Below are 18376 nucleotides of genomic sequence, written 5' to 3' on the forward strand. Positions count from 1 at the left end.
TCCATGCCATTAAAACGACTTTTGGTGATAACGGCCGTCTTCTTTGCCACCCTTCTTAGCCTTACCAGGCTACTGCACACCGCTTCCGCCACGCCGCTGGTCACCACCTTGCTTTACGACAGCAGCCAAAGCAACACCCCCAGCGACCAAAATTTCAGCTACCAGGCTCTCAACCCGCAGCCCCCGTTCACAACCCAAGCGACTCAAATCTACAGTGCCCCCATCACGGTACTCAACACTGCCAGTCAGCTAAATGATTACGCAGGCTACACCGTGAACCAACCAGCCATGCCCGCCCTTGACCGAGATGCCGGCTACCAACTCCGCTTTGATATGCGCCTGATTTCCGAAGATCATTCTGGAAACAATAATCGGGCAGGTTTCAACGTTATTTTGCTAAGCGAGGATGTGTACGGTGTCGAAATGGCCTTCTGGGAAAATGAAATTTGGGTGCAGGAAGGCAACGGTGCCGACCTGTTTACTCAGGCCGAAGGAACTTTGTTTAACACGACCAACACCCTCACCAACTATGCACTGACGGTGATCAGCAACACCTACCTGCTGGCAGCCAACGGCATGCCGCTACTCAGTGGCAACTTACGCCAATACACCGATTGGGAGCCGCCTTCCATGATTTTGCCAGACCCATATGAACAGCCAAACCAACTCTTTTTGGGAGATGATACGTCATCGGCAGGGGCAGAAGTGTGGCTGGGAGATGTGGCTATTGAAACAGAGATCGCCCCGACCATTAGCGTGGAGCAAACGGCCGTTTCCCTACCAGAAGCCACTACCCAAACTACTTTCATCATTGACCTGAATACACAATCACCCATTACCGCCACGGTGCAGTATAGCCTCACGAGCGGAACGGCCGTTGCCGGAGAAGATTTCGTCGCCAGCAGCGGCACGCTCACCTTTACGCCCGGCAGCCTCAGTGAAAACGTTCAAATCACCCTGCTGCCAGATGACCTACCGGAACCAAACGAGACATTCAGTTTGCAGTTGTTCAATGCGGTAAATGGGGTCTTGGGGGTGGATACGGCCGTGTTCACCATTCAGGATGATGACGCCGCAGATTTCCTGCTTTTTCTGCCAGCAATTAGTAAACCGTAGTTACACTGGCGCCACCCGCAGATGCCATTGCCCTCGCGTGGCAAGCGCCACGTCTCGTGCCAGCGCCTGCGTACTTTCGTAACGATCTTCCGGCAGCTTGGCCAGTGCGCGGCCAATAATTTCATCCCACATGGCGGGCAATTCGGGAATTATGGCGCGAACGCTGGGAATAGGGGCATGGACATGTGCCGATGCGGTGCGCGCTGGCGAAGAGGCTCGGTATGGATGCCGCCCTGTCAAGATGAGGTACAAGATAACCCCAAGTGCGTAAATATCGGAACGGCCGTCTACTTGCAAACGTTGGGCTTGCTCCGGGCTCATATATTTCGGCGTTCCTACCAACAATGTCCCCGTCATTCCCGTTTTGCGCTGCGTAAATTTAGCCAAGCCAAAATCTGTCAAAAACGCATCGTTTGTTTGGTTAAACATGATGTTGGAAGGCTTCACATCCCGATGCACAATCCCCAAAGCATGTGCCTCGTCTAAACCTTCGGCCAACCGCCCCATTAAGTCACACAACTCCTGACGATTCAGTCCGCGTCGCTTCAGGCGGCGTTTCAGCGAACCATTGGACATGTAGCGCATTACAATGTAAGGCTGAACGCCATGCAAACCAAAATCATAAATGGGCACAATGGTGGGATGCTCCAGCGAAGCGATTGCCTCGGCTTCCTGATAGAAAAATTTTATAAACAGGGGGTCTTGTGTCAATTCATAAGCAAGAACTTTAATGGCAACTTCTCGCTTGATAAACGGGTCACGAGCCAGATAAACAGATGCCATCTCGCCTTTGCCCAACTCCTCAATGATTTTGTAGCGGCCAATTTTCGCCATTACTTTCTCTTCAACTGAATCAACCATGTCATCCTACCAAATCAACACACTTACCGATATAGGACATTCTTCCAAAAACAGCGGCTGTTGTTACTTTGTCAGATCATTATCAGCTATCTGGCAGGTTTGCCGATGCAACATCTTGTATGCTAGCGGTGGAGCAATGTCTGAACGCGTTTTGTTTCTTGACAAACCCGGAGGTGCGTGATGAACTTAACCCTAAACACCATGTTGGTTCTGTGGGGCGCAGGCATCATGATGAGCGTCTTGCTTTTTTGGGGTGCCTTACGCTTGGCTTTATCCACCTGTGATGCCGATAATATGACGCGCGGATTGGCAGCGTTGTTTTGTCTTCTTCTGCTGCTAGCGGGTCTGGCCTTAGGCGTTATGTTCACTGTGTAAAAGCGGGAAATCTTTTGAAAATAAGTAGAGCCATTTTTCCCGCTTTTACCCAAGTAATCGGCCAAAATCACTATATGCTAATTTTAAAACCTTTTTGCCGATTACACAGCATCCCTGCATAAAAAATGCGTGTATACTGCTTAAGCTACAGGCAGTAGCTTTTATTCTTTGTTACAATTGCATTTGTCTGCGAATTCGAGCGCTTACGTCCAGTATGCCCGTATCTCTAAAGGCGATTTGTCTTTTTCATGAGCTTATCGAATCCCGAATCTCTACCTAGCAAGATTGGCCGGTATGAAATTGAATCATTGCTAGGCCGTGGTGGTATGGCGGTGGTTTATCTGGCCTTCGATCCATTTATGGATCGACCAGTTGCGATAAAGGTATTGCTCAAAGATCGCAGTTTTGATGAAAACCTGCGCTCTCGCTTTAAGCGAGAAAGCCGCATGGTGGCCTCGCTGAATCACCCTGCCATTGTGCCAGTGTATGATTTTGGCGAAGAAGATGAGCAGCCCTATTTGGTAATGCGCTATATGGAAGGTGGCTCCTTGCGTGAAAAGCTGCGCGACGCCCCACTTACGCTCCAGGAAGTGGCCACCATTCTAAGCCAAATTGCCCCTGCACTAGACACAACCCACGCCCACAACATCATTCACCGCGACCTGAAACCGTCCAACATATTATTTGACGCGCAAGGCAAAGCATATTTGGCTGACTTTGGGCTGGCTAAGTTTGCTGAGGGTACCTACACCACACTCACCCGCAACGACGGTATGGTGGGTACGCCAGCCTACATGAGCCCAGAGCAGATTCGCGCCCAACCGCACCTGGACGGCCGTACCGACGTTTACGCTCTCGGTGTCATTTTGTTTGAGATGCTGGCCGGGCAGCTGCCATTTTCAGCGAACGGCCGTCTCCCTATCGCCCTCATGCACCTGTCTGACCCCGTCCCGGCTGTGCATACGCTGAATCTTAGCCTGCCTGAATCAATCAGCCCCATTATTGCCCGCGCCATGGCCAAAAAGCGAGAAGACCGCTTTGCCAAAGCGTCTGACCTCACGGCACCCTTTGCAGAAGCAGCTCAGGTTGAGGCACCATCGCCAATCCAGTTTGCCAACGCCCCACCCATCATTTTGCAGCCAGACTCAGAAAGTGGTAGCTCCACCTGGAGCAGCTTTGCTGACAGCAGCGAAAACCAGCCCGCCATGCCAGAGTGGCTACAGCGGTGGCTAGCAGATTACGGTGCCAAGCAAGATATTGGCCGGTCGCGTACGCGCGGCACGTTGGAAGATCGGATGCGGGTGGGGGAGGTGCAGACGGCTGGTGGTTTGCATCTGCTGCTGGCCATTGTGTCTGATGGCGGCAGCAGCCAGCAACATGGGCATTTAGCGGCAGAGCTGGTTGTCAATGAACTATTTAGCCAGATTGAGCAGGCGGAAACGGCCGTTTCCAGCGACATCCCAGAGATGCTGCACCACGCTTTACAGCAAACCAATCGTATCCTCTTTTCAATGGCCTGGCAGCACCGGGAATCGCTGGTGATGCAATCCATGGTGGCGTTGGTTGCCATCTATGAAAACCGCTTGTTTATGGCCCATGTGGGCAATGGCCGTATTTTCTTGCTGAGAAACCGGAAACTGCATCAGCTAAATCGCCCCGCACCGCCAGCCACGCTACCCGCCAATGGGCAAATTGGTAATGGCAATGGTCAGACCAGCCACAGCAGCGCTATCGGTTTGCAGCCAGAACTCACGGTTGATTTATGCTTGTACCTAAAAAGCAGCGAAAGCGAAGTAGATGCGCGCCAAAATCAGGGCTTGCCGCTGCAGGCCAATGACCGCCTGCTGCTTTGCTCCGATGGCTTACTGCCGCCCCATCAGCGGCGGTGGCGGCGGCGGTTCCGGCGCGTGCTGGCTGAAAACCCGCCAGCCGAGGCCGCTAAAATTTTGGTGCAGGACGCCGTGAATCGGCAGGTGGCCGACAATGTAACGGCCGTTGTGTTACAAGCACCCGGCACACAACTGCACATCCCCATCCACCTGAGACGGCCGTTCCAAATGGCGACGGCCACTGTGGGCACCATTGCGTTGATCGCGCTGCTGCTCATCATGTCTAGCCGCCCACAGCCCGCAGGCGTATTTGTACCGCCCGGCACAGCCACCCAAATTGCCCAAATTATTAGCGGCCTGACGGCAACGGCCGTTAGTAACCCGGCTCAGGCAGCCATCCCGACCCAAATACCACCCCTCATTGCCCCAGAACAAGTACCTGATCCTGGCTTTGCCGTCATCTTTGCCGCCGGGGAAGGGGCGCAGTTTCGGCCCAGCGGCAGCGCAGAATGGCAAGCAGCCCGCGCAGGCGATCTGGTGCAAATTGGGGCCGATGCCGCCATCCGCTCCGGGGGCGACCGCATGGGCGTAGTGCTTTCGGATGGGGCAGAGCTTTATTTGGCCTCAGAAGCGGAGCTGATGCTTAACGGCGTTTACCAAAATGAGAGTGATAATGCGACAACCCAGGTTGCTTTGGCAAACGGCCGTTTGCTCATCCATTATAAAAATGCAGACCCGCATGATTTTGAACTACTGGTTCCCACGGAAGCAATGGCCTTACTGTCCACTGATCACAATGTCGCTGGGGTGATTTATGATGCGGAAACGGCCGTGCTAGAGTTAGATTGCTTCACTGGCAGTTGCCTGCTACGGAACAACCAGAACCGCCAGGTGCGCCTCTCGGCTGGGCGGTTTGGCTCCACAGAAGGAACAGAACTCACCGTGTTTAGCTCGGCTCGCCAAACGCTTTATTGCGATTTGGCACCTACTTTGCTGGCCTGCCCTACGCCCACGCCAGCGCCAACCCAAACGCTGCCCCCCATTGTGGAAACAGTCATTGCCGCCACGGAAACAGCCAATGCCCAAACTGCCACACCGCTGCCTAGCCTAACGCCATCCATCACGCCCACGCCATCGCCCACCTCATCGGTCACGCCGCTGCCAACCATCACCCCACAGCCTGGTGCCACCAATTCACAACCAGGTGCCACCAGCAGCGCCACACCGCCACCAAATCCAACCAGTGCGCCCACAGTCAGCGCAACGCCGCTGCCACCTACAGCAACACCTGTGCCCAGCAGTACACCAAGTAACACACCGCTACCCACCGACACAAAAACACCATTGCCGTCTCCAACTGCAACGGTCAAATTTACGGCCAGCCCGCCGCCAACCTTTACCCCAACCAAAGACCCAAATACGTAATGACTCATGTTACGCAGCGAGATTTCAAAAGTCTCGTATCTCTCTGGCAAATAGCGGGACTACCTGCAAGACTTTTGAAATCTTTTCACTTTCTCATTTGAGGCGCAAAATGGTAACAAAACCAATCCTAACTGGGGAACGCATTGTTTTGCGCCCGATCACCGTTGATGATGCAGCCGCTATGTTTGCCAGCTTATCGGATGAAGAAAGCATGCGTCTGACGGGTACGCAACAAACATTTAGTTTTGAGCAGGTGCAGCAGCATTGCCAGCGCGTGTCGCAAGCGGATGACCGAGTAGATTATGCGATTACGTTGAAGGATGATCCAGCTTACTTGGGTGAAGTGGTACTTAACGAGATTGATTGGCAAAATCGTTCGGCCAGCTTTCGCATTGCGCTGGCCAGCGAAACTTTGTTTGGCAAAGGATATGGCACAGAAGCGACCCAACTCATTGTCACCTTTGGCTTTCACACGCTCAGGCTGCATCGCATTGAGCTGGAAGTATACGATTTCAATCCTAGAGCGCAGCACGTTTACGAAAAAGTGGGCTTTGTGCGCGAGGGAATGCGGCGAGATGTGTTATTGTGGAACGGCCGTTACCAAAGCGCTATCATCATGAGCATCCTGGAAGATGAATACGCCGACAAAGAAATGTGTTGAGGACTGGCAGTCCTCCGCCGCATAAGAGCTAGACTATTCAGAAAGTTGCTGGCACAACTGCTCACCTCTGGCAACCAGGGCAGTGGCATGAATGCTTTCGGCTAATTCCGTACCTTCCGTGGCCAAGGATTGTGCTTCAGACGGCCGTTCCAAATCCAGCAAAAGCTCCCCGTTGACAATGAGTAAGTAAGCCAGCGTGTATTTTGCCTTAAGCCGACGCGCCAGCGGAATGGCACGTTCAAAGATGGGTATCGCTGCCTGCCAATCGCCACGCACCTTGTACAAAACAGCCAAATTGCCCAGATGCCCCACAAGCCCTTCGGGATGGTTGATTGCCTCAGCAATTTGCACCGCTTCTCTGAAGCTGGATTCAGCTAAATCATATTGCTTCTGATGGACATAGACATTGCCCAAGTTGCTCAAATTGTTGGCAATTTCCGCCTGAACCCCTAGCTCTCGATTGATTTTTAGCGCTCGTTGATAATAGTCGGTAGCTTTAGCGTAGCGCGACTGTCGTTTATACACAATGCCAATGCTGTTCAGGCTTAAACTGACGGCGCGGCGCAGCCCCATCTTTTCAGTCAGGGTCAATGCTTCTTGAAAACAGCTCAACGCATCGTCATTTTTGCCTTGCTGCAAGTAGATACGCCCCATGCTGTGTAAGGTGCGGGCAGTCCCGTCCCGATGATTGATTTTCTGGTTGATGTCCAGGGCTTGCTGGAAATGATCCAACGCCTGATTGGCATCACTTTGGGCAGTGTAAATATTGCCCATGTCCAGCAGCACCTTGGCTTGCTGCACAATGTTGCCCAATTCGCGGCTAAGCACCAGGGCTTGCTGATGCTGTGCCAGAGCTAGATCAAAGTTGCCCTGTAGATATTCTAGATGACCTAGCAGGTTGCTGAGCTGGGCTTGTCGGGCTGTATTGCCCGTGTCGGTGAAATAGGCAACGGCCGTTTCATACGCAGCCATCGCCGCTTCATACTCTCCCTTAAGCAGATGCAGTTCACCCAAAATGATCTGCGCCCGCATGGCTAACGCTTGGGTTGGCTGCTGGCTGCCCAGTGCCAGCAATTTTTGGGCAGTGGCGGTGGCTTCTGGATATCGTGCCTGGCGCGTATAAATGATGGCGAGCTTTTCCAGCAAAGCACCATGAAAATCGGGCTTTGCGTCCGCCACGGGGATTTGTTTTAAGGTTTGGTTGAGCAGCGTTTCCAACTCTGGCAGGTTGCCTGTTAAGCTGTAGTAGGTAGCTAAACTTTCCAGACTATTTTGCAGGCTGTCCCAAGCGCGATGAGCCACGGCCGTATGCCATGCCAGATGAATATTATCTACTTCATGCCTGATTTGGGCGACGGCCGTTGGCGACTGTTCACCAACAAGCATCACTTCCTGGCTTGCGAGAAAAGATAAATAGTAGTGGCTGTGCTGCTGGGCAATGGAGCGTGGAGCATTGGTTAGCTGTTGGGTAGTAAATTGGCGTAAGAGCTCGTGCAGGGTGTAACGGCCGTTTGGCTGCCACTGAAGCAAGGATCGATCCAGCAAAGTGGCTAAATCCAGCATCGAGAGATCCGGCACAATGATCAGGGCTGCATCCAACGAAAAGCTGCCGGCAAAGTGGGTAAGCTGCGCCAGGATGGTTTGTAGACGGGTGGGCAACATTTGCCACGATTGGTTTAGCACGGCGCGAATGCTCTGGTGCCGCTCTGGAAAATCGTCCAGCGGCGAGGCTAAAAAGTCGAGGCTTTTTTGCGTTTCACGCAGGATAGTGGGGCAGTCCATCAGGCGCGTCCAAGCGGCGGCCAGCTCCAAAGCCAGCGGCAGCCCATCCACCAGACGACACAGTTCCAGAACGGCCGTTAAATCCTCGTCCCGCCACTGAAAATAGGGGGCAACGCGCCGCGCACTGCGCTGGAAAAAGCGCACCGCTTCTGACGATTCGCCCTGACTATAATCGAGTCCGCCGATGATTTGTCGCCATTCGGCATGCAGATTTAGCGGCTGCCGCGAGGTGACCAATAGCTGCACCTGTGGTGCCTGGGCAACGATCTCGCCCAGCAAAGCTGCACCAGGCAAAATCTGCTCAAAATTGTCACAGACCAATAAAATTGCTTTGTCTTGCAAATAAGTGAGCAACTGCTGCTTGGGCGGCATCTGCTCGGTTAGCCGGATGCCCAGGCTTTGGGTAATCATCGTCACCAGCATGGCCTCGTCGGTTACGGCTGCCAGCGGAATGAAGTAGGCACCATCTTTGAACCGCTGCGGAGCGTGGGCTAAAACCTGCCCTACCTGAATGCTCAAGCGGGTTTTCCCCACGCCACCAGAACCAATGAGCGTTAGCAGCCGACAGCTGGCGTCGGCTAGCTGGGTCATGATTTGGGCAACTATTTCCTGACGACCTATGAAAGGGGTAAGCTGAGCGGGGAAGCCGTAGATGATGGTGCTGGGGGATACGGCCGTTTGAAAGCGATCCTCTTTTATTTGCTGCCAAAGCTGGGTGGTTTCGGCCGATGGCTCCACAGCCAACTCCTGCATTAACAAAGTACGGCAGCTTTCATACTGAGCCAGGGCTTTGCTGCGCTGATCTTGCAGCATGTACAGCTGCATCAATTGTCGGTGCGCCGATTCACGCCAGGGAGCTAGACTCACCTGCTGGTTGGCATACCGCTGTGCCTGCCCATAGTCGCCTTGCTGGGTAAAAGTCAGGGCCAGTTTGTCTAGCAGTTCCAACATCTGCTGCTGGTGCTGCTCTCGCTGCATGATGAGCCATTCTTCAAAAGGAAAAGCATCTTTAACGTTAAACCCTGCCAGCAGATCGCCCTGGTAAAGCGCGGCAGCCTGCTGCATCTGCGCCAGGCAGTGGGTGCAGCTTTGCAAACTGGTGTGGGCATGGGTTTCGATGGCCTGCAGATGGTGCTGAAAGTGGGTTACGTCGAGAGAAACGGCCGTTCCGTTTAGCTGAACAGTCTGACGCGTCGTTGTGAATAAATCTTTGCCCAGATCAGGAGCCAGCTTATCCAGCATTTGCCGCAGCCGGTGCAATGTTTGGCGCAGGTTGCGGCGGGCATCTTCGTCTGACCAATCTGGCCAGAGCAGGGTAGCCAGCAGTTCACGGCGAAACGGCCGTCCCCCATTCATTGCTAAATAAGCCAGCAATGCCCGCATCTTATCTGTGCGAAATTGGGTCACGGCTTCGCCAGCAACAGACGCTGCAAAGCCACCAAACAACCTTAAATCAAGCTGGATCATGCCCCCATTATACGAACAAAATGCTCGTTTTACTCTCCAAAATCATTTGGGAACGATTTGGCTACGCAAGCTGATTAAAGTGGTGACCATGTCTGGTAATGAAGGTGAGAAGAAAAAGGTGTCGAACTGGGCAGTGAACAATAAAGCGTTTTTAGTCCGGCTATGGCGTGATAGTGAAACAGCCCCCTGGCGCACTTCTATTACCCATGTGCAAACCAAAGAAACACAAACCTTTAGCACGGTTCCGGCACTTTTCCTTTACCTGCATGAGCAGATCAGTAAACAATAAGCAATATTCAGTAACTGCCAACTGCTTACTGACCCACCGATTACCAGCAAACCTTATTGGCTTATTTCATTGAATGGAAGGTGCATATGAATGTGAAGAAAAAGTTATCGTACCTGTTGGCTGCGTTGGGACTGTTGCCCTTATTGATAGTTGGGTTATGGCAACGGCCGTTCCCAACTGCATCTGCAGAAACGGCAGCAACCAACTGTTACAACGTTTATTTGCCTATGATTATTAGCGGCAGCAACAACGCCAAGCCTGCTGCGCCAGATGGCGACATCCTCCCCCCGCAGCCCACAGGGAACGAATGCCCAACAGGCGATGCCTTCCCCGACTTCAACGGCGACGGCTACGGGGATTTGGCAATTGGTGTACCCGATGAAGACGTGCAGCAAGGGCTAAATTACGAAAATGCCGGGGCTGTCCACGTCATCTACGGCAGCGCCACGGGGCTAGAAGCCAATGTTGCTCTGGCCGTGGTAAATGACCAACTGTGGCATCGCGCCGTAGACGGCCTAGACGACATTGCGGTAGACACCGACGACGCCTTTGGTGCAGCGTTAGCCCTGGGCGACTTCAACAACGATGGCTTCGACGATTTGGCAATTGGCGTTCCCGGTTCAACAGTTAGTGGCGAAACGGCCGCAGGTGCGGTGCAGGTTCTATATGGCACCGCCGATGGCCTCACAACAGCAGACAGCCAAACCTGGACGCAAGATTCGGTTTTGATCATCGACGAAGCCAATCAGGATGACAATTTTGGCGCGGCGCTCACCGCTGGCGACTATAACGGCGATGGTTTCAGCGATTTGGCTGTTGGTATTCCGAATGAAATGGTTGGTGGCGATGCCAACGCAGGTGCCGTGGCTATCATTTATGGTTCTGATGATGGTCTGCAAAGCACATGGATAACCGCCAACCCCGATGATTTCCTAACGCAAGATACCCCCGGCTTTTTGGCCTCACCTGCCGAAGCAAACGACCGCTTTGGCACGACGCTAACGACTGGCGACTTTAACGGCGACAACGTGGATGACCTGGCCGTAGGCACGCCCTTTGAAGAAAACGGGGCTGGCTTTTCTAATGCCGGTGCTGTGCAAATCTTCCTGGGCAGTAGCGACTATGGCATTGTGGACGAGTTCAACGGGGTGGTGAATGCCATGCACATCCGTGCCGATACGGCAGGCGTAGACAACACTATGGAAGCTGGTGAATTCTTTGGCTACAGTCTATCTGCCGGAAACTTTGATGGCGATGCCTACGACGATCTGGCTATCGGCACGCCCCATGAAACGCATGGAGCAGGTGCTGATGCGCTTCAGTTTGCTGGGGCAGTGAACATTGTTTATGGCTCAGCCAGTGGGCTAGACCCCGCAGCAGGTGCGCCCATCTTCCACCAGGATGTTGCCGGTATTAAGGGTGAAGCCGCCGAATTTGAGCTATTTGGCTTTCGCTTAACGGCCGCAGATTTTAACAATGATGGCTACACCGACCTGGCCGCAGGCGTGCCCTATGACAACGACCCAGCGGCTGGCATCATCCCAATTGGCTCAGTTCACATCCTGCGCGGCAGTGAAAATGGTCTCACTGAAGCGTTTGATCAGCAAATTTTTGACCCGGACAATCCAGAGGAAGATGACGCTTTTGGCTTTGCCGTAACGGCCGTAGATGCCAACGGCGATGGCTACCCGGAACTGGTCGTTGGCGCCTACTTAGATGACCCGGCTGGCGTAGCGGCAGACAATATCGGCTCCATTTTCATCTTTACCAGCGATGGCGACGGCGTTGCACAATCCGACAACCAAACCTTTTACCAAGGGTATGGCGGGGTTGCTGGCGCACAAGAGAGTGATGATCATATGGGTGAGAGTTTACCATAATTAGGAACTAAGTAATTGGGTAATTGAGTAATTTAGGCAGTGTCCAATTACCCAATTACTCAATTACAAAATCATATAAACAGGAATGAATCATGAAACGCATTTTTCTTTTATTACTCACTTTGGGATTTCTAGCCTTGGCAGCCTGTTCCCCAGATTATGAGGCAGTGGCAGATTTACCGACAGCAACAGCAGCACCCAGCCAAACCAGCACGGTGTTGCCAACAGAAACGGCCGTACCCACCCAAACCAGCACCGCAGCTCCAACGTTTACACCTCAGCCAACAGAAACGGCCGTGCCGCCAACAGCTACAGCCACACCCACGCCGACGATGGTTCCGGTAACGGCCGTATATCAAGACAACGGCACCGTCACCCTGGATGGCAAAGTGATTTTTGACATTGAAGCCGAAAGCATCCCGTGCTTCCCAGACATCCCCACCGAGATAATATACGCACCCACCAATGAGCATTTCCTGGTCATCCCAGCGTGCATTGAGGGAGATAACTTTCTCTACCTCTTCAAGGCAGATGGCACAGAAAAACAGCTCATCACCGAACCGTGGGATTTTCTCAACTTCAACAATGTCACCTGGGCTGAGGATGGGCAATCATTTGTCTACGAACGCATCAACTCTTGCTGCCTCACCCCACCCGACGATGCCCCACCACCTGGGTTAGTGCGATATGATTTAGCCACGGGAGAAAAACAGCTTGTAGATGAAAATGGTTTCGCCATTTACAACGATATAAGTGGCATTTGGCTATTGCCATTAGACAATAGCCAATCTCCCCCGGTTGCCAGTGCGCCCAGACAAATTGTTGCCGCTGCAGGCATCACCCGCATGTCGGTTTCGCCGGATGGGCAGCATATTGCCTATGTTGTCAGCGACGGTGCAGAAAATAAGTTAGGTGTTGTTACCCCATCTGGCGATGGCAAGATTTTGGTTGATTTAGCCACATTGCCTTACCCTACCGAATTCCGATATGCCAACGTCATTTACCAATTTACCTGGTTACCGGATAGCCAAACGATCGCCTTTAACACGCTAAAAAGAAGTTTAGATTCAGGATTTGTTGAAGACCGGGCAGATTTATGGCTGATAACCACAGATGGCGCGTTAACAGAGAAATTTCCTACCGGTACAGCAGGCTACACGTTTGCCCTTTCCCCAGATGGGACACAGCTCCTTTTTGGCAATCTGGAAAATATTATTCGTATCAATCTTGATGGCAGTCAGGCAGAAGAGGTGCTGACTTTCCCGTATGTTATCACCTACAGCGAGTTTGAATGGGCCCCTTTAGCCCAATGGTCACCCGATGGCGCGCAAGCGTATGTAGACATTGCACCGATCAACAGTGTGCTAGAAGAGGCAGCCAGCACACTGTACCAAATTCCGGCAACGGGTACGGCCGTTGCGCTAGGTTCCATCAACAATCCCAGTCTATACCCGCCTCCCAGTTGGAACCACGACGCAAGCTATTTAGGCTATGTCCTGGAAGAACGCGTAGAGCACACGGTAACGGAACACCTGGTTCTGACCGACGGAGATGGCAGCAATCCAACAACATTTGGGGCTGCCGACTCCATATCAGTGGCTGGCTGGAATGAAGCCGGGACTCATTTTTTGTACAGTGGGGCTTTGTACGTCAGCGACAATCTGAATTTTCTGGGCATTGCCCAACCAAACCAATCCGGCCTAGAGGCCTTGCTAGACGGCAAAGTAGGCAGATTAATGTGGCTAAACAACAGTTCGTACATGATCGCAATTGGCAGCATGGGCGAGTGGGAGTTGTTTATTGGTGATTTGGCGGGGAATCTAAATCGTGTGGGTGAAACGGCCGTAGACCGCGTTTGGTTTGCCAGATGGTCTTCATAAATGAGATGTTACGTAAATCGATCTCGGAAGTCCGGCACCTCATCCGCATCTGGCATGGTGGTAATCACTTCCCGGCAATGTTCCAACCAGCTTACGTAGGCTTGCTCCAGTGCCAGACCAAAATCTAGCGTCAGGTGCTGCAACGCCAGCCAGCGGTCATCCGGGCGGGATTCCACAGGCGGAATAGGAATCTGGCTAAAGACGGCGAACTTAGTCTGGTGAACTTCTAGCCGTTGCTCAACAACCCGCAGCAAATCGTCGCGCGGTAACTCTTGCCCAAAAAAGAGCTGCACCAGCAGCGGGTCGCGCAGCGTTGGCACAGCTTGATCTGACTTTAACCATTCCATTAGTGCCGCCTGCCCTGCTGGCGTGATGGCATACACTTTGCGATCCGGCCGTTCTACTTGCGCCTGCACCGTTACCGTGACCAATCCATCTTCGGCCAATTTGTTCAGCGTGCGGTAGATTTGGCTCTGGTCGGCTGGCCAAAAGCGGTACACCGTGGCGTCAAACGCCTGGTGCTTCAAATCGTAGCCCGTCATGGGCATCACGTTCAAAATCCCTAAAATTGCAAATCGCAAAGACATTGATTACGCTTCCTCGGAAATTATTTTGCCACAGAGAACACAGAGGAAAAAGAGAGCTGTTGGTTTTCATTCATGGCGTTGAGCTTGTCGTCGTTTCAGGATTAACTGCTGTTTGATTGCCAGGCTCATTGTGACATAGTTCTAGCCCATACCAAAGATAGGCAATGGCAAACATTATGCGTTGCAGCAACCCATCCCAATCGGGCAACAAGCTCATGGACAAGGGGATGACCACCGATGCGGCTACGGCCACCATATCCAACAGTCGCATCTTAGATTGCCACGGCCGTTTCCACCATCTTAGCGTAATCCCCAAAGCAAAGGCAAAACCCATCGCCGAGGCAGCAAAAGAGTGCAACCAATCTTCAACCGGGTCAAAAGGTAGCTCTGGCAACCACGGTTTCGATGAAAATACGGCCGCGCCCACTATCAACACCCCAAAGGCAAGGTGCGGTAAGCGAACCGGTTGAGACCACTGCTCCCGCAGCAGCACCGAGAGCCAAATCACTGTCAGCCCCAAAATCATGAAGCCCAGCCGAGCCAGCCACGCCCCCTCTACCCCCTGCGCCGCCGATTCACTGGTGGTGTGCTGCAGCCAATCGTAGCTGGGTGGCATTTGGCGCGGCGCCAGCAGCAGGGTCAAAGCAGAGAAAATGAGGAGGGAAACGGCCGTTTCTCGCTGCCAGGATAGGTAATTCATTACAAAACTCCCCCTTCATAAATAGTTCGTATTGCGTATTCCGTCAACTTCTACGGAATACGCAATACAAATATATAAGACAAGTCCAGTACTATTTTGTGTAGGATATGTTTCAACTGTAGTGAGGAATGTCATATAGCGGGGGGTGGTTTGTCATTTGGGGTGGAGGAGGTGGGAAACGGCCGTATCGCCAGCCATGCTATAATCCTCCCACTATGGTTAAACTCGATTTACATTACGTTGAACCCCGCCTGGTAGATTTGTACGACATTGAAAATCCGCGCGGGGCTGATACTGATTTTTACGTCCAGCTTGCGGCCGAACTGGATGCCCGCACCATCCTGGATTTAGGCTGTGGCACGGGTTTGTTTACCAGGGAATTGGCGATGGTAGACGGCCGTACCGTATTAGGCGTAGACCCAGCCAGCGCCATGCTCGCTTACGCCCGCCGCCAGCCGGGTGCCGAGCAAGTACGATGGGTCGAAGGCACGTCCAAAAGGTTAGGTACACCCCAAGCAGACCTGCTCATTATGACCAGCCACGTCGCCCAAGTCTTCTTGGATGATGCGAAGTGGGACGACACCCTGCGCGACATTTACAAGGCACTCCGCCCCGGCGGCACTCTGGCCTTCGAGAGCCGCAATCCAGTCTATGAAGGATGGAAGCGGTGGAACCGCGAGGACTCATTTTTCCGGTATGAATCGCCGCATGGGTTGATGGAAACGTGGGTGGAGGTAGTTGGGGTTGGAAACGGCCGTGTCCACTTCCAGGGACACAACATTTTCACAGCCACAGGGGAGAAGCTGGTGGTAGACAGCAAACTGCGCTTCCGTACCCAAGCAGAGCTAACCAGTTCGCTGCAAAATGCCGGTTTCACCATTGAACATCTCTATGGCAATTGGGATCGCAGCCCATTCCTCCCCACCAGCCCGGAGATGATTTTTGTCGCTCGGCGTAACTAATGGTTTTCTCGCTGTTGACTTTGCCAAACAGTAATGATACATTGCTTATATTGTACAAAACGTACAGAATACCAACATTTTGAGTTTATAGAGGTATCAACTATGGAAAAGTCAATCGGTGTTACAAAAGCGCGTGACCTGTTTCGGTCAATTATTGATGAAGTCCAATATCGAGGAGACAAGTATGTCATCAATCGTCATGGCAAACCGGCTGTGGCTGTTGTGCCTGTTGAAATTTACGAAAATTGGAAAAAACAGCGTTCGCGGTTATTGGCACTTATCAACGAGGTACAGTCTGCCAATCCTGATGCCGAGCCTGACGAAGTAATGCAGGACGTGCTTGAAGCACAGCAAGCAATTCGGAACCAACAAAGCCACACTGAATAATCTTAGTTATGCGTATCGTCCTTGATGCCAACATCTATATCAGTTCATTGATCACTCGACGGGGAAATCCGACAACGATCATCCAAAAATGGTTAGCAGGCGAGTTTGATGTGCTTCTTTCTCAGCCGATTGTAGATGAGGTGTTGCGAGTTACCGCCTACGAGCGTCTACAGAAGAAGTACGAGAAAATTCGTGAAAACCGTCTTGAATTTGTAGAACTAATTTCTGAACAAGGAATCTGGACAGAGCCAGTAGAAAAATTGACCGTTATCACCGCAGACGAGTCGGACAACCGCTACCTTGAATGTGCCGTTGCGGGGAGTGCTGCTTATATTGTTTCTGGAGACAATCATTTATTGAATATTGGCAGCTACAGAGGAATAAATATCCTGACCCTGCTGCATTTTTGGCTTTGTTGGAGATGGAAGGCGGTTAGATACGGCCGTTTACTAATTTACTTCCAGGTTTGCTTGCAAAGGGGGCTTTTGCCAAAACCAGGCCATCCATTGATGGTAGGAAACGCCCTTTTGCTTTTGATAAGACCAAATGCCCGCCTCAAGGCGATGGCGATCCCAAAAGCGTCGGCGTACCCACTGGATTTTGCCTGACCAGAGCGCCGTACCATCCCCATCGAGAATGGTTAAGCGATCCCCATTTTTCAGAAAGATTGGTGTGTTCGTATCATCTGGCTGAAAGACGAAATCTATTCGGCCTTCCCAGCCCTGCTCCCAGTATGCGACCAATTCACCCTTCAATACAGACATTTCAATTTCCTGGCCAGGGAATGACATTTCCATGGCGATCAACTAACTCAATGCCATGTTCATGGCACCAACGGCCGATCCCCCGTTCCATTTGCTCAAACAGTGTATCTAAAGAATCGAATGGGTCTTGTGTTTCCCAAACCACGCCGCCTGCATCCATCGCAGCAGCCATTGGTTCATACGAATAGGATGAATCAGCTTGGCCAATTTGAATCTGGCCATCAACCACCCAACTGGCAATGAACGGATATTTCTCTTCTATGGTCATATTTTTCCTGCCTGAATTAAACTGTTTGGATAATTAAGCCGCAATTATAAACCAACAATTGGCAAGAAAAATGGATCGTTACACTTCGCCTTTCATTGAGCGCCTACACAACCAAAACTTGCCCGTGCTGGCCGTTTCCCCCACCCACGAAAACGCCCACCATTCCCGGCTGGCAGGAGCCGAACCCGAACTAAATGCTTGGGAAGCATTTGTGATACCGTTTCACTTTACTCCTGACTCCTGATAATAGCTTTCCAAGCGCTTGTCACACCCCTGAATCCTTCATGCCCACGCAGATGGAATCCAACTTCCACGCTTGCTCAGAGAACAGTCACTTCTGCGCCCACCTGCATCTTGCCACGCAAGTTTTGATTTGCTATGATGTTGCGGTAAATCCAGGGTAGCTTGGCGGCCAGGAAGTACCTGTTTTTTCTAGAATTGAATATATGAATTGTGACCACACACCCTTAATTGATTCTATAGTCCAAAGGTCGTCAATTCCTCAGACTCGTTACACAAAAAATTTACATAACAATGTACTAGGTATCAAATGCAATCATGAAATTGAGTGATATTAAGGACAATCTAATGCCAATGCTTGAAGATGCTCATTGGGCAGAAGAAGCTTTGGACAAAGAAGACAGCCAGTTTACGCGAAGGGCATATGTTAGAAGCCTTTTTGCAATGATTGAGGGATCTATTTGGGTTCTTAAGCAAACTGTGTTGCATGCACCGATGCCAGAAGGTCAAGTTCAAATATTGTCTCCGGCAGAATACGCATTACTGTCTGATAAAACATATAACCTCAGAAGTAATGGTCAACCAAAAGAACAAACAAAATATTTAAAACTACCAGACAATCTTAGATTTACATTTAGCGTGCTGGAAAAATTCTTGAAAACAGATTTTGATTTAGGAGTTGGTACAGTTGCATGGGACAATTTTCTCGAAGCTCAAGCAATAAGAAACCGTATCACACATCCAAAAATACCAGAAGATTTTGAAGTCTTGGATGGTGAGATAGCCACTTGTAAAGAAACATGCTCATGGTTTAATCAGTTGATATTGTTCTTTTTCAACACACTCGTATTAAACGCCAACCATGATGTTAACTAAACACTTTGCAATCGAAATCGGCCAAAT

General features: G+C 51.6%; 17 protein-coding genes. 12 read left to right on the plus strand and 5 right to left on the minus strand.

Annotation, left to right across the window (positions count from 1 at the left end; genetic code table 11):
- The first annotated feature begins 3 nt into the window (after window positions 1–3).
- Window positions 4–1116: a Calx-beta domain-containing protein gene (locus tag ACOQPM_RS08080; protein WP_420628737.1), complete on the plus strand. Its 1113-nt coding sequence runs from the start codon at window positions 4–6 to the stop codon at window positions 1114–1116.
- Here the strand turns inward: ACOQPM_RS08080 and ACOQPM_RS08085 are convergent, their stop codons facing one another.
- On the minus strand, window positions 1117–1950 hold the full coding sequence (locus ACOQPM_RS08085; RefSeq protein WP_420628738.1) for a serine/threonine-protein kinase: 834 nt from the start codon (window positions 1948–1950) through the stop codon (window positions 1117–1119). It lies immediately after the preceding gene.
- 207 nt (window positions 1951–2157) lie between these two features.
- On the opposite strand from ACOQPM_RS08085, the gene ACOQPM_RS08090 reads away from it, so the two are divergent.
- From ACOQPM_RS08090 to ACOQPM_RS08100, 3 genes are all read left to right on the plus strand, one after another.
- Window positions 2158–2352: a hypothetical protein gene (locus ACOQPM_RS08090; RefSeq protein ID WP_420628739.1), complete on the plus strand. Its 195-nt coding sequence runs from the start codon at window positions 2158–2160 to the stop codon at window positions 2350–2352.
- Between the two features lie 248 nt (window positions 2353–2600).
- A complete protein-coding gene (locus tag ACOQPM_RS08095) occupies window positions 2601–5606 on the plus strand; it encodes a protein kinase domain-containing protein (protein ID WP_420628740.1) in 3006 nt (1001 codons plus the stop codon).
- Window positions 5607–5715: 109 nt separating this feature from the next.
- The gene (locus ACOQPM_RS08100) at window positions 5716–6267 is read left to right on the plus strand and encodes a GNAT family N-acetyltransferase (protein ID WP_420628741.1); all 552 of its coding nucleotides are present in this window, start codon (window positions 5716–5718) and stop codon (window positions 6265–6267) included.
- 33 nt (window positions 6268–6300) lie between these two features.
- Here the strand turns inward: ACOQPM_RS08100 and ACOQPM_RS08105 are convergent, their stop codons facing one another.
- Window positions 6301–9516: an AfsR/SARP family transcriptional regulator gene (locus ACOQPM_RS08105; RefSeq protein WP_420628742.1), complete on the minus strand. Its 3216-nt coding sequence runs from the start codon at window positions 9514–9516 to the stop codon at window positions 6301–6303.
- Here ACOQPM_RS08105 and ACOQPM_RS08110 point away from each other — a divergent pair.
- From ACOQPM_RS08110 to ACOQPM_RS08120, 3 genes are all read left to right on the plus strand, one after another.
- Window positions 9515–9805, plus strand: coding sequence for a hypothetical protein (locus tag ACOQPM_RS08110; protein ID WP_420628743.1), 291 nt, complete (start codon window positions 9515–9517; stop codon window positions 9803–9805). The genes ACOQPM_RS08105 and ACOQPM_RS08110 overlap by 2 nt on opposite strands.
- 86 nt (window positions 9806–9891) lie before the next feature.
- Window positions 9892–11685, plus strand: coding sequence for an FG-GAP-like repeat-containing protein (locus tag ACOQPM_RS08115; protein ID WP_420628744.1), 1794 nt, complete (start codon window positions 9892–9894; stop codon window positions 11683–11685).
- Between the two features lie 92 nt (window positions 11686–11777).
- On the plus strand, window positions 11778–13565 hold the full coding sequence (locus tag ACOQPM_RS08120) for a hypothetical protein (protein WP_420628745.1): 1788 nt from the start codon (window positions 11778–11780) through the stop codon (window positions 13563–13565).
- Between the two features lie 8 nt (window positions 13566–13573).
- Here the strand turns inward: ACOQPM_RS08120 and ACOQPM_RS08125 are convergent, their stop codons facing one another.
- Window positions 13574–14152, minus strand: coding sequence for a PadR family transcriptional regulator (locus ACOQPM_RS08125; protein ID WP_420628746.1), 579 nt, complete (start codon window positions 14150–14152; stop codon window positions 13574–13576).
- A 70-nt stretch (window positions 14153–14222) separates the two neighbouring features.
- A complete protein-coding gene (locus ACOQPM_RS08130) occupies window positions 14223–14852 on the minus strand; it encodes a DUF998 domain-containing protein (protein ID WP_420628747.1) in 630 nt (209 codons plus the stop codon).
- A gap of 128 nt (window positions 14853–14980) precedes the next feature.
- Here ACOQPM_RS08130 and ACOQPM_RS08135 point away from each other — a divergent pair, with 128 nt between their 5' ends.
- From ACOQPM_RS08135 to ACOQPM_RS08145, 3 genes are all read left to right on the plus strand, one after another.
- Window positions 14981–15814, plus strand: a complete 834-nt coding sequence (locus ACOQPM_RS08135; RefSeq protein WP_420628748.1) for a class I SAM-dependent methyltransferase — start codon at window positions 14981–14983, stop codon at window positions 15812–15814.
- 102 nt (window positions 15815–15916) lie between these two features.
- Window positions 15917–16201: a type II toxin-antitoxin system Phd/YefM family antitoxin gene (locus ACOQPM_RS08140; RefSeq protein WP_420628749.1), complete on the plus strand. Its 285-nt coding sequence runs from the start codon at window positions 15917–15919 to the stop codon at window positions 16199–16201.
- Between the two features lie 8 nt (window positions 16202–16209).
- Window positions 16210–16809, plus strand: coding sequence for a putative toxin-antitoxin system toxin component, PIN family (locus ACOQPM_RS08145; protein ID WP_420628750.1), 600 nt, complete (start codon window positions 16210–16212; stop codon window positions 16807–16809).
- Between the two features lie 157 nt (window positions 16810–16966).
- Here ACOQPM_RS08145 and ACOQPM_RS08150 read toward each other — a convergent pair whose 3' ends face one another.
- Window positions 16967–17233, minus strand: a complete 267-nt coding sequence (locus ACOQPM_RS08150; RefSeq protein WP_420628751.1) for a hypothetical protein — start codon at window positions 17231–17233, stop codon at window positions 16967–16969.
- A gap of 70 nt (window positions 17234–17303) precedes the next feature.
- Here ACOQPM_RS08150 and ACOQPM_RS08155 point away from each other — a divergent pair, with 70 nt between their 5' ends.
- Window positions 17304–17477 (plus strand): hypothetical protein, encoded by a 174-nt coding sequence (locus ACOQPM_RS08155; RefSeq protein WP_420628752.1) that lies wholly within the window; start codon window positions 17304–17306, stop codon window positions 17475–17477.
- A 344-nt stretch (window positions 17478–17821) separates the two neighbouring features.
- Entirely contained in the window at window positions 17822–18349 is a 528-nt protein-coding gene (locus ACOQPM_RS08160; RefSeq protein WP_420628753.1) for a hypothetical protein, read from the plus strand.
- Window positions 18350–18376 lie beyond the last annotated feature (27 nt).

The sequence above is a fragment of the Candidatus Leptofilum sp. genome (assembly GCF_965223525.1).
Lineage (GTDB): Bacteria > Chloroflexota > Anaerolineae > Promineifilales > Promineifilaceae > Leptofilum.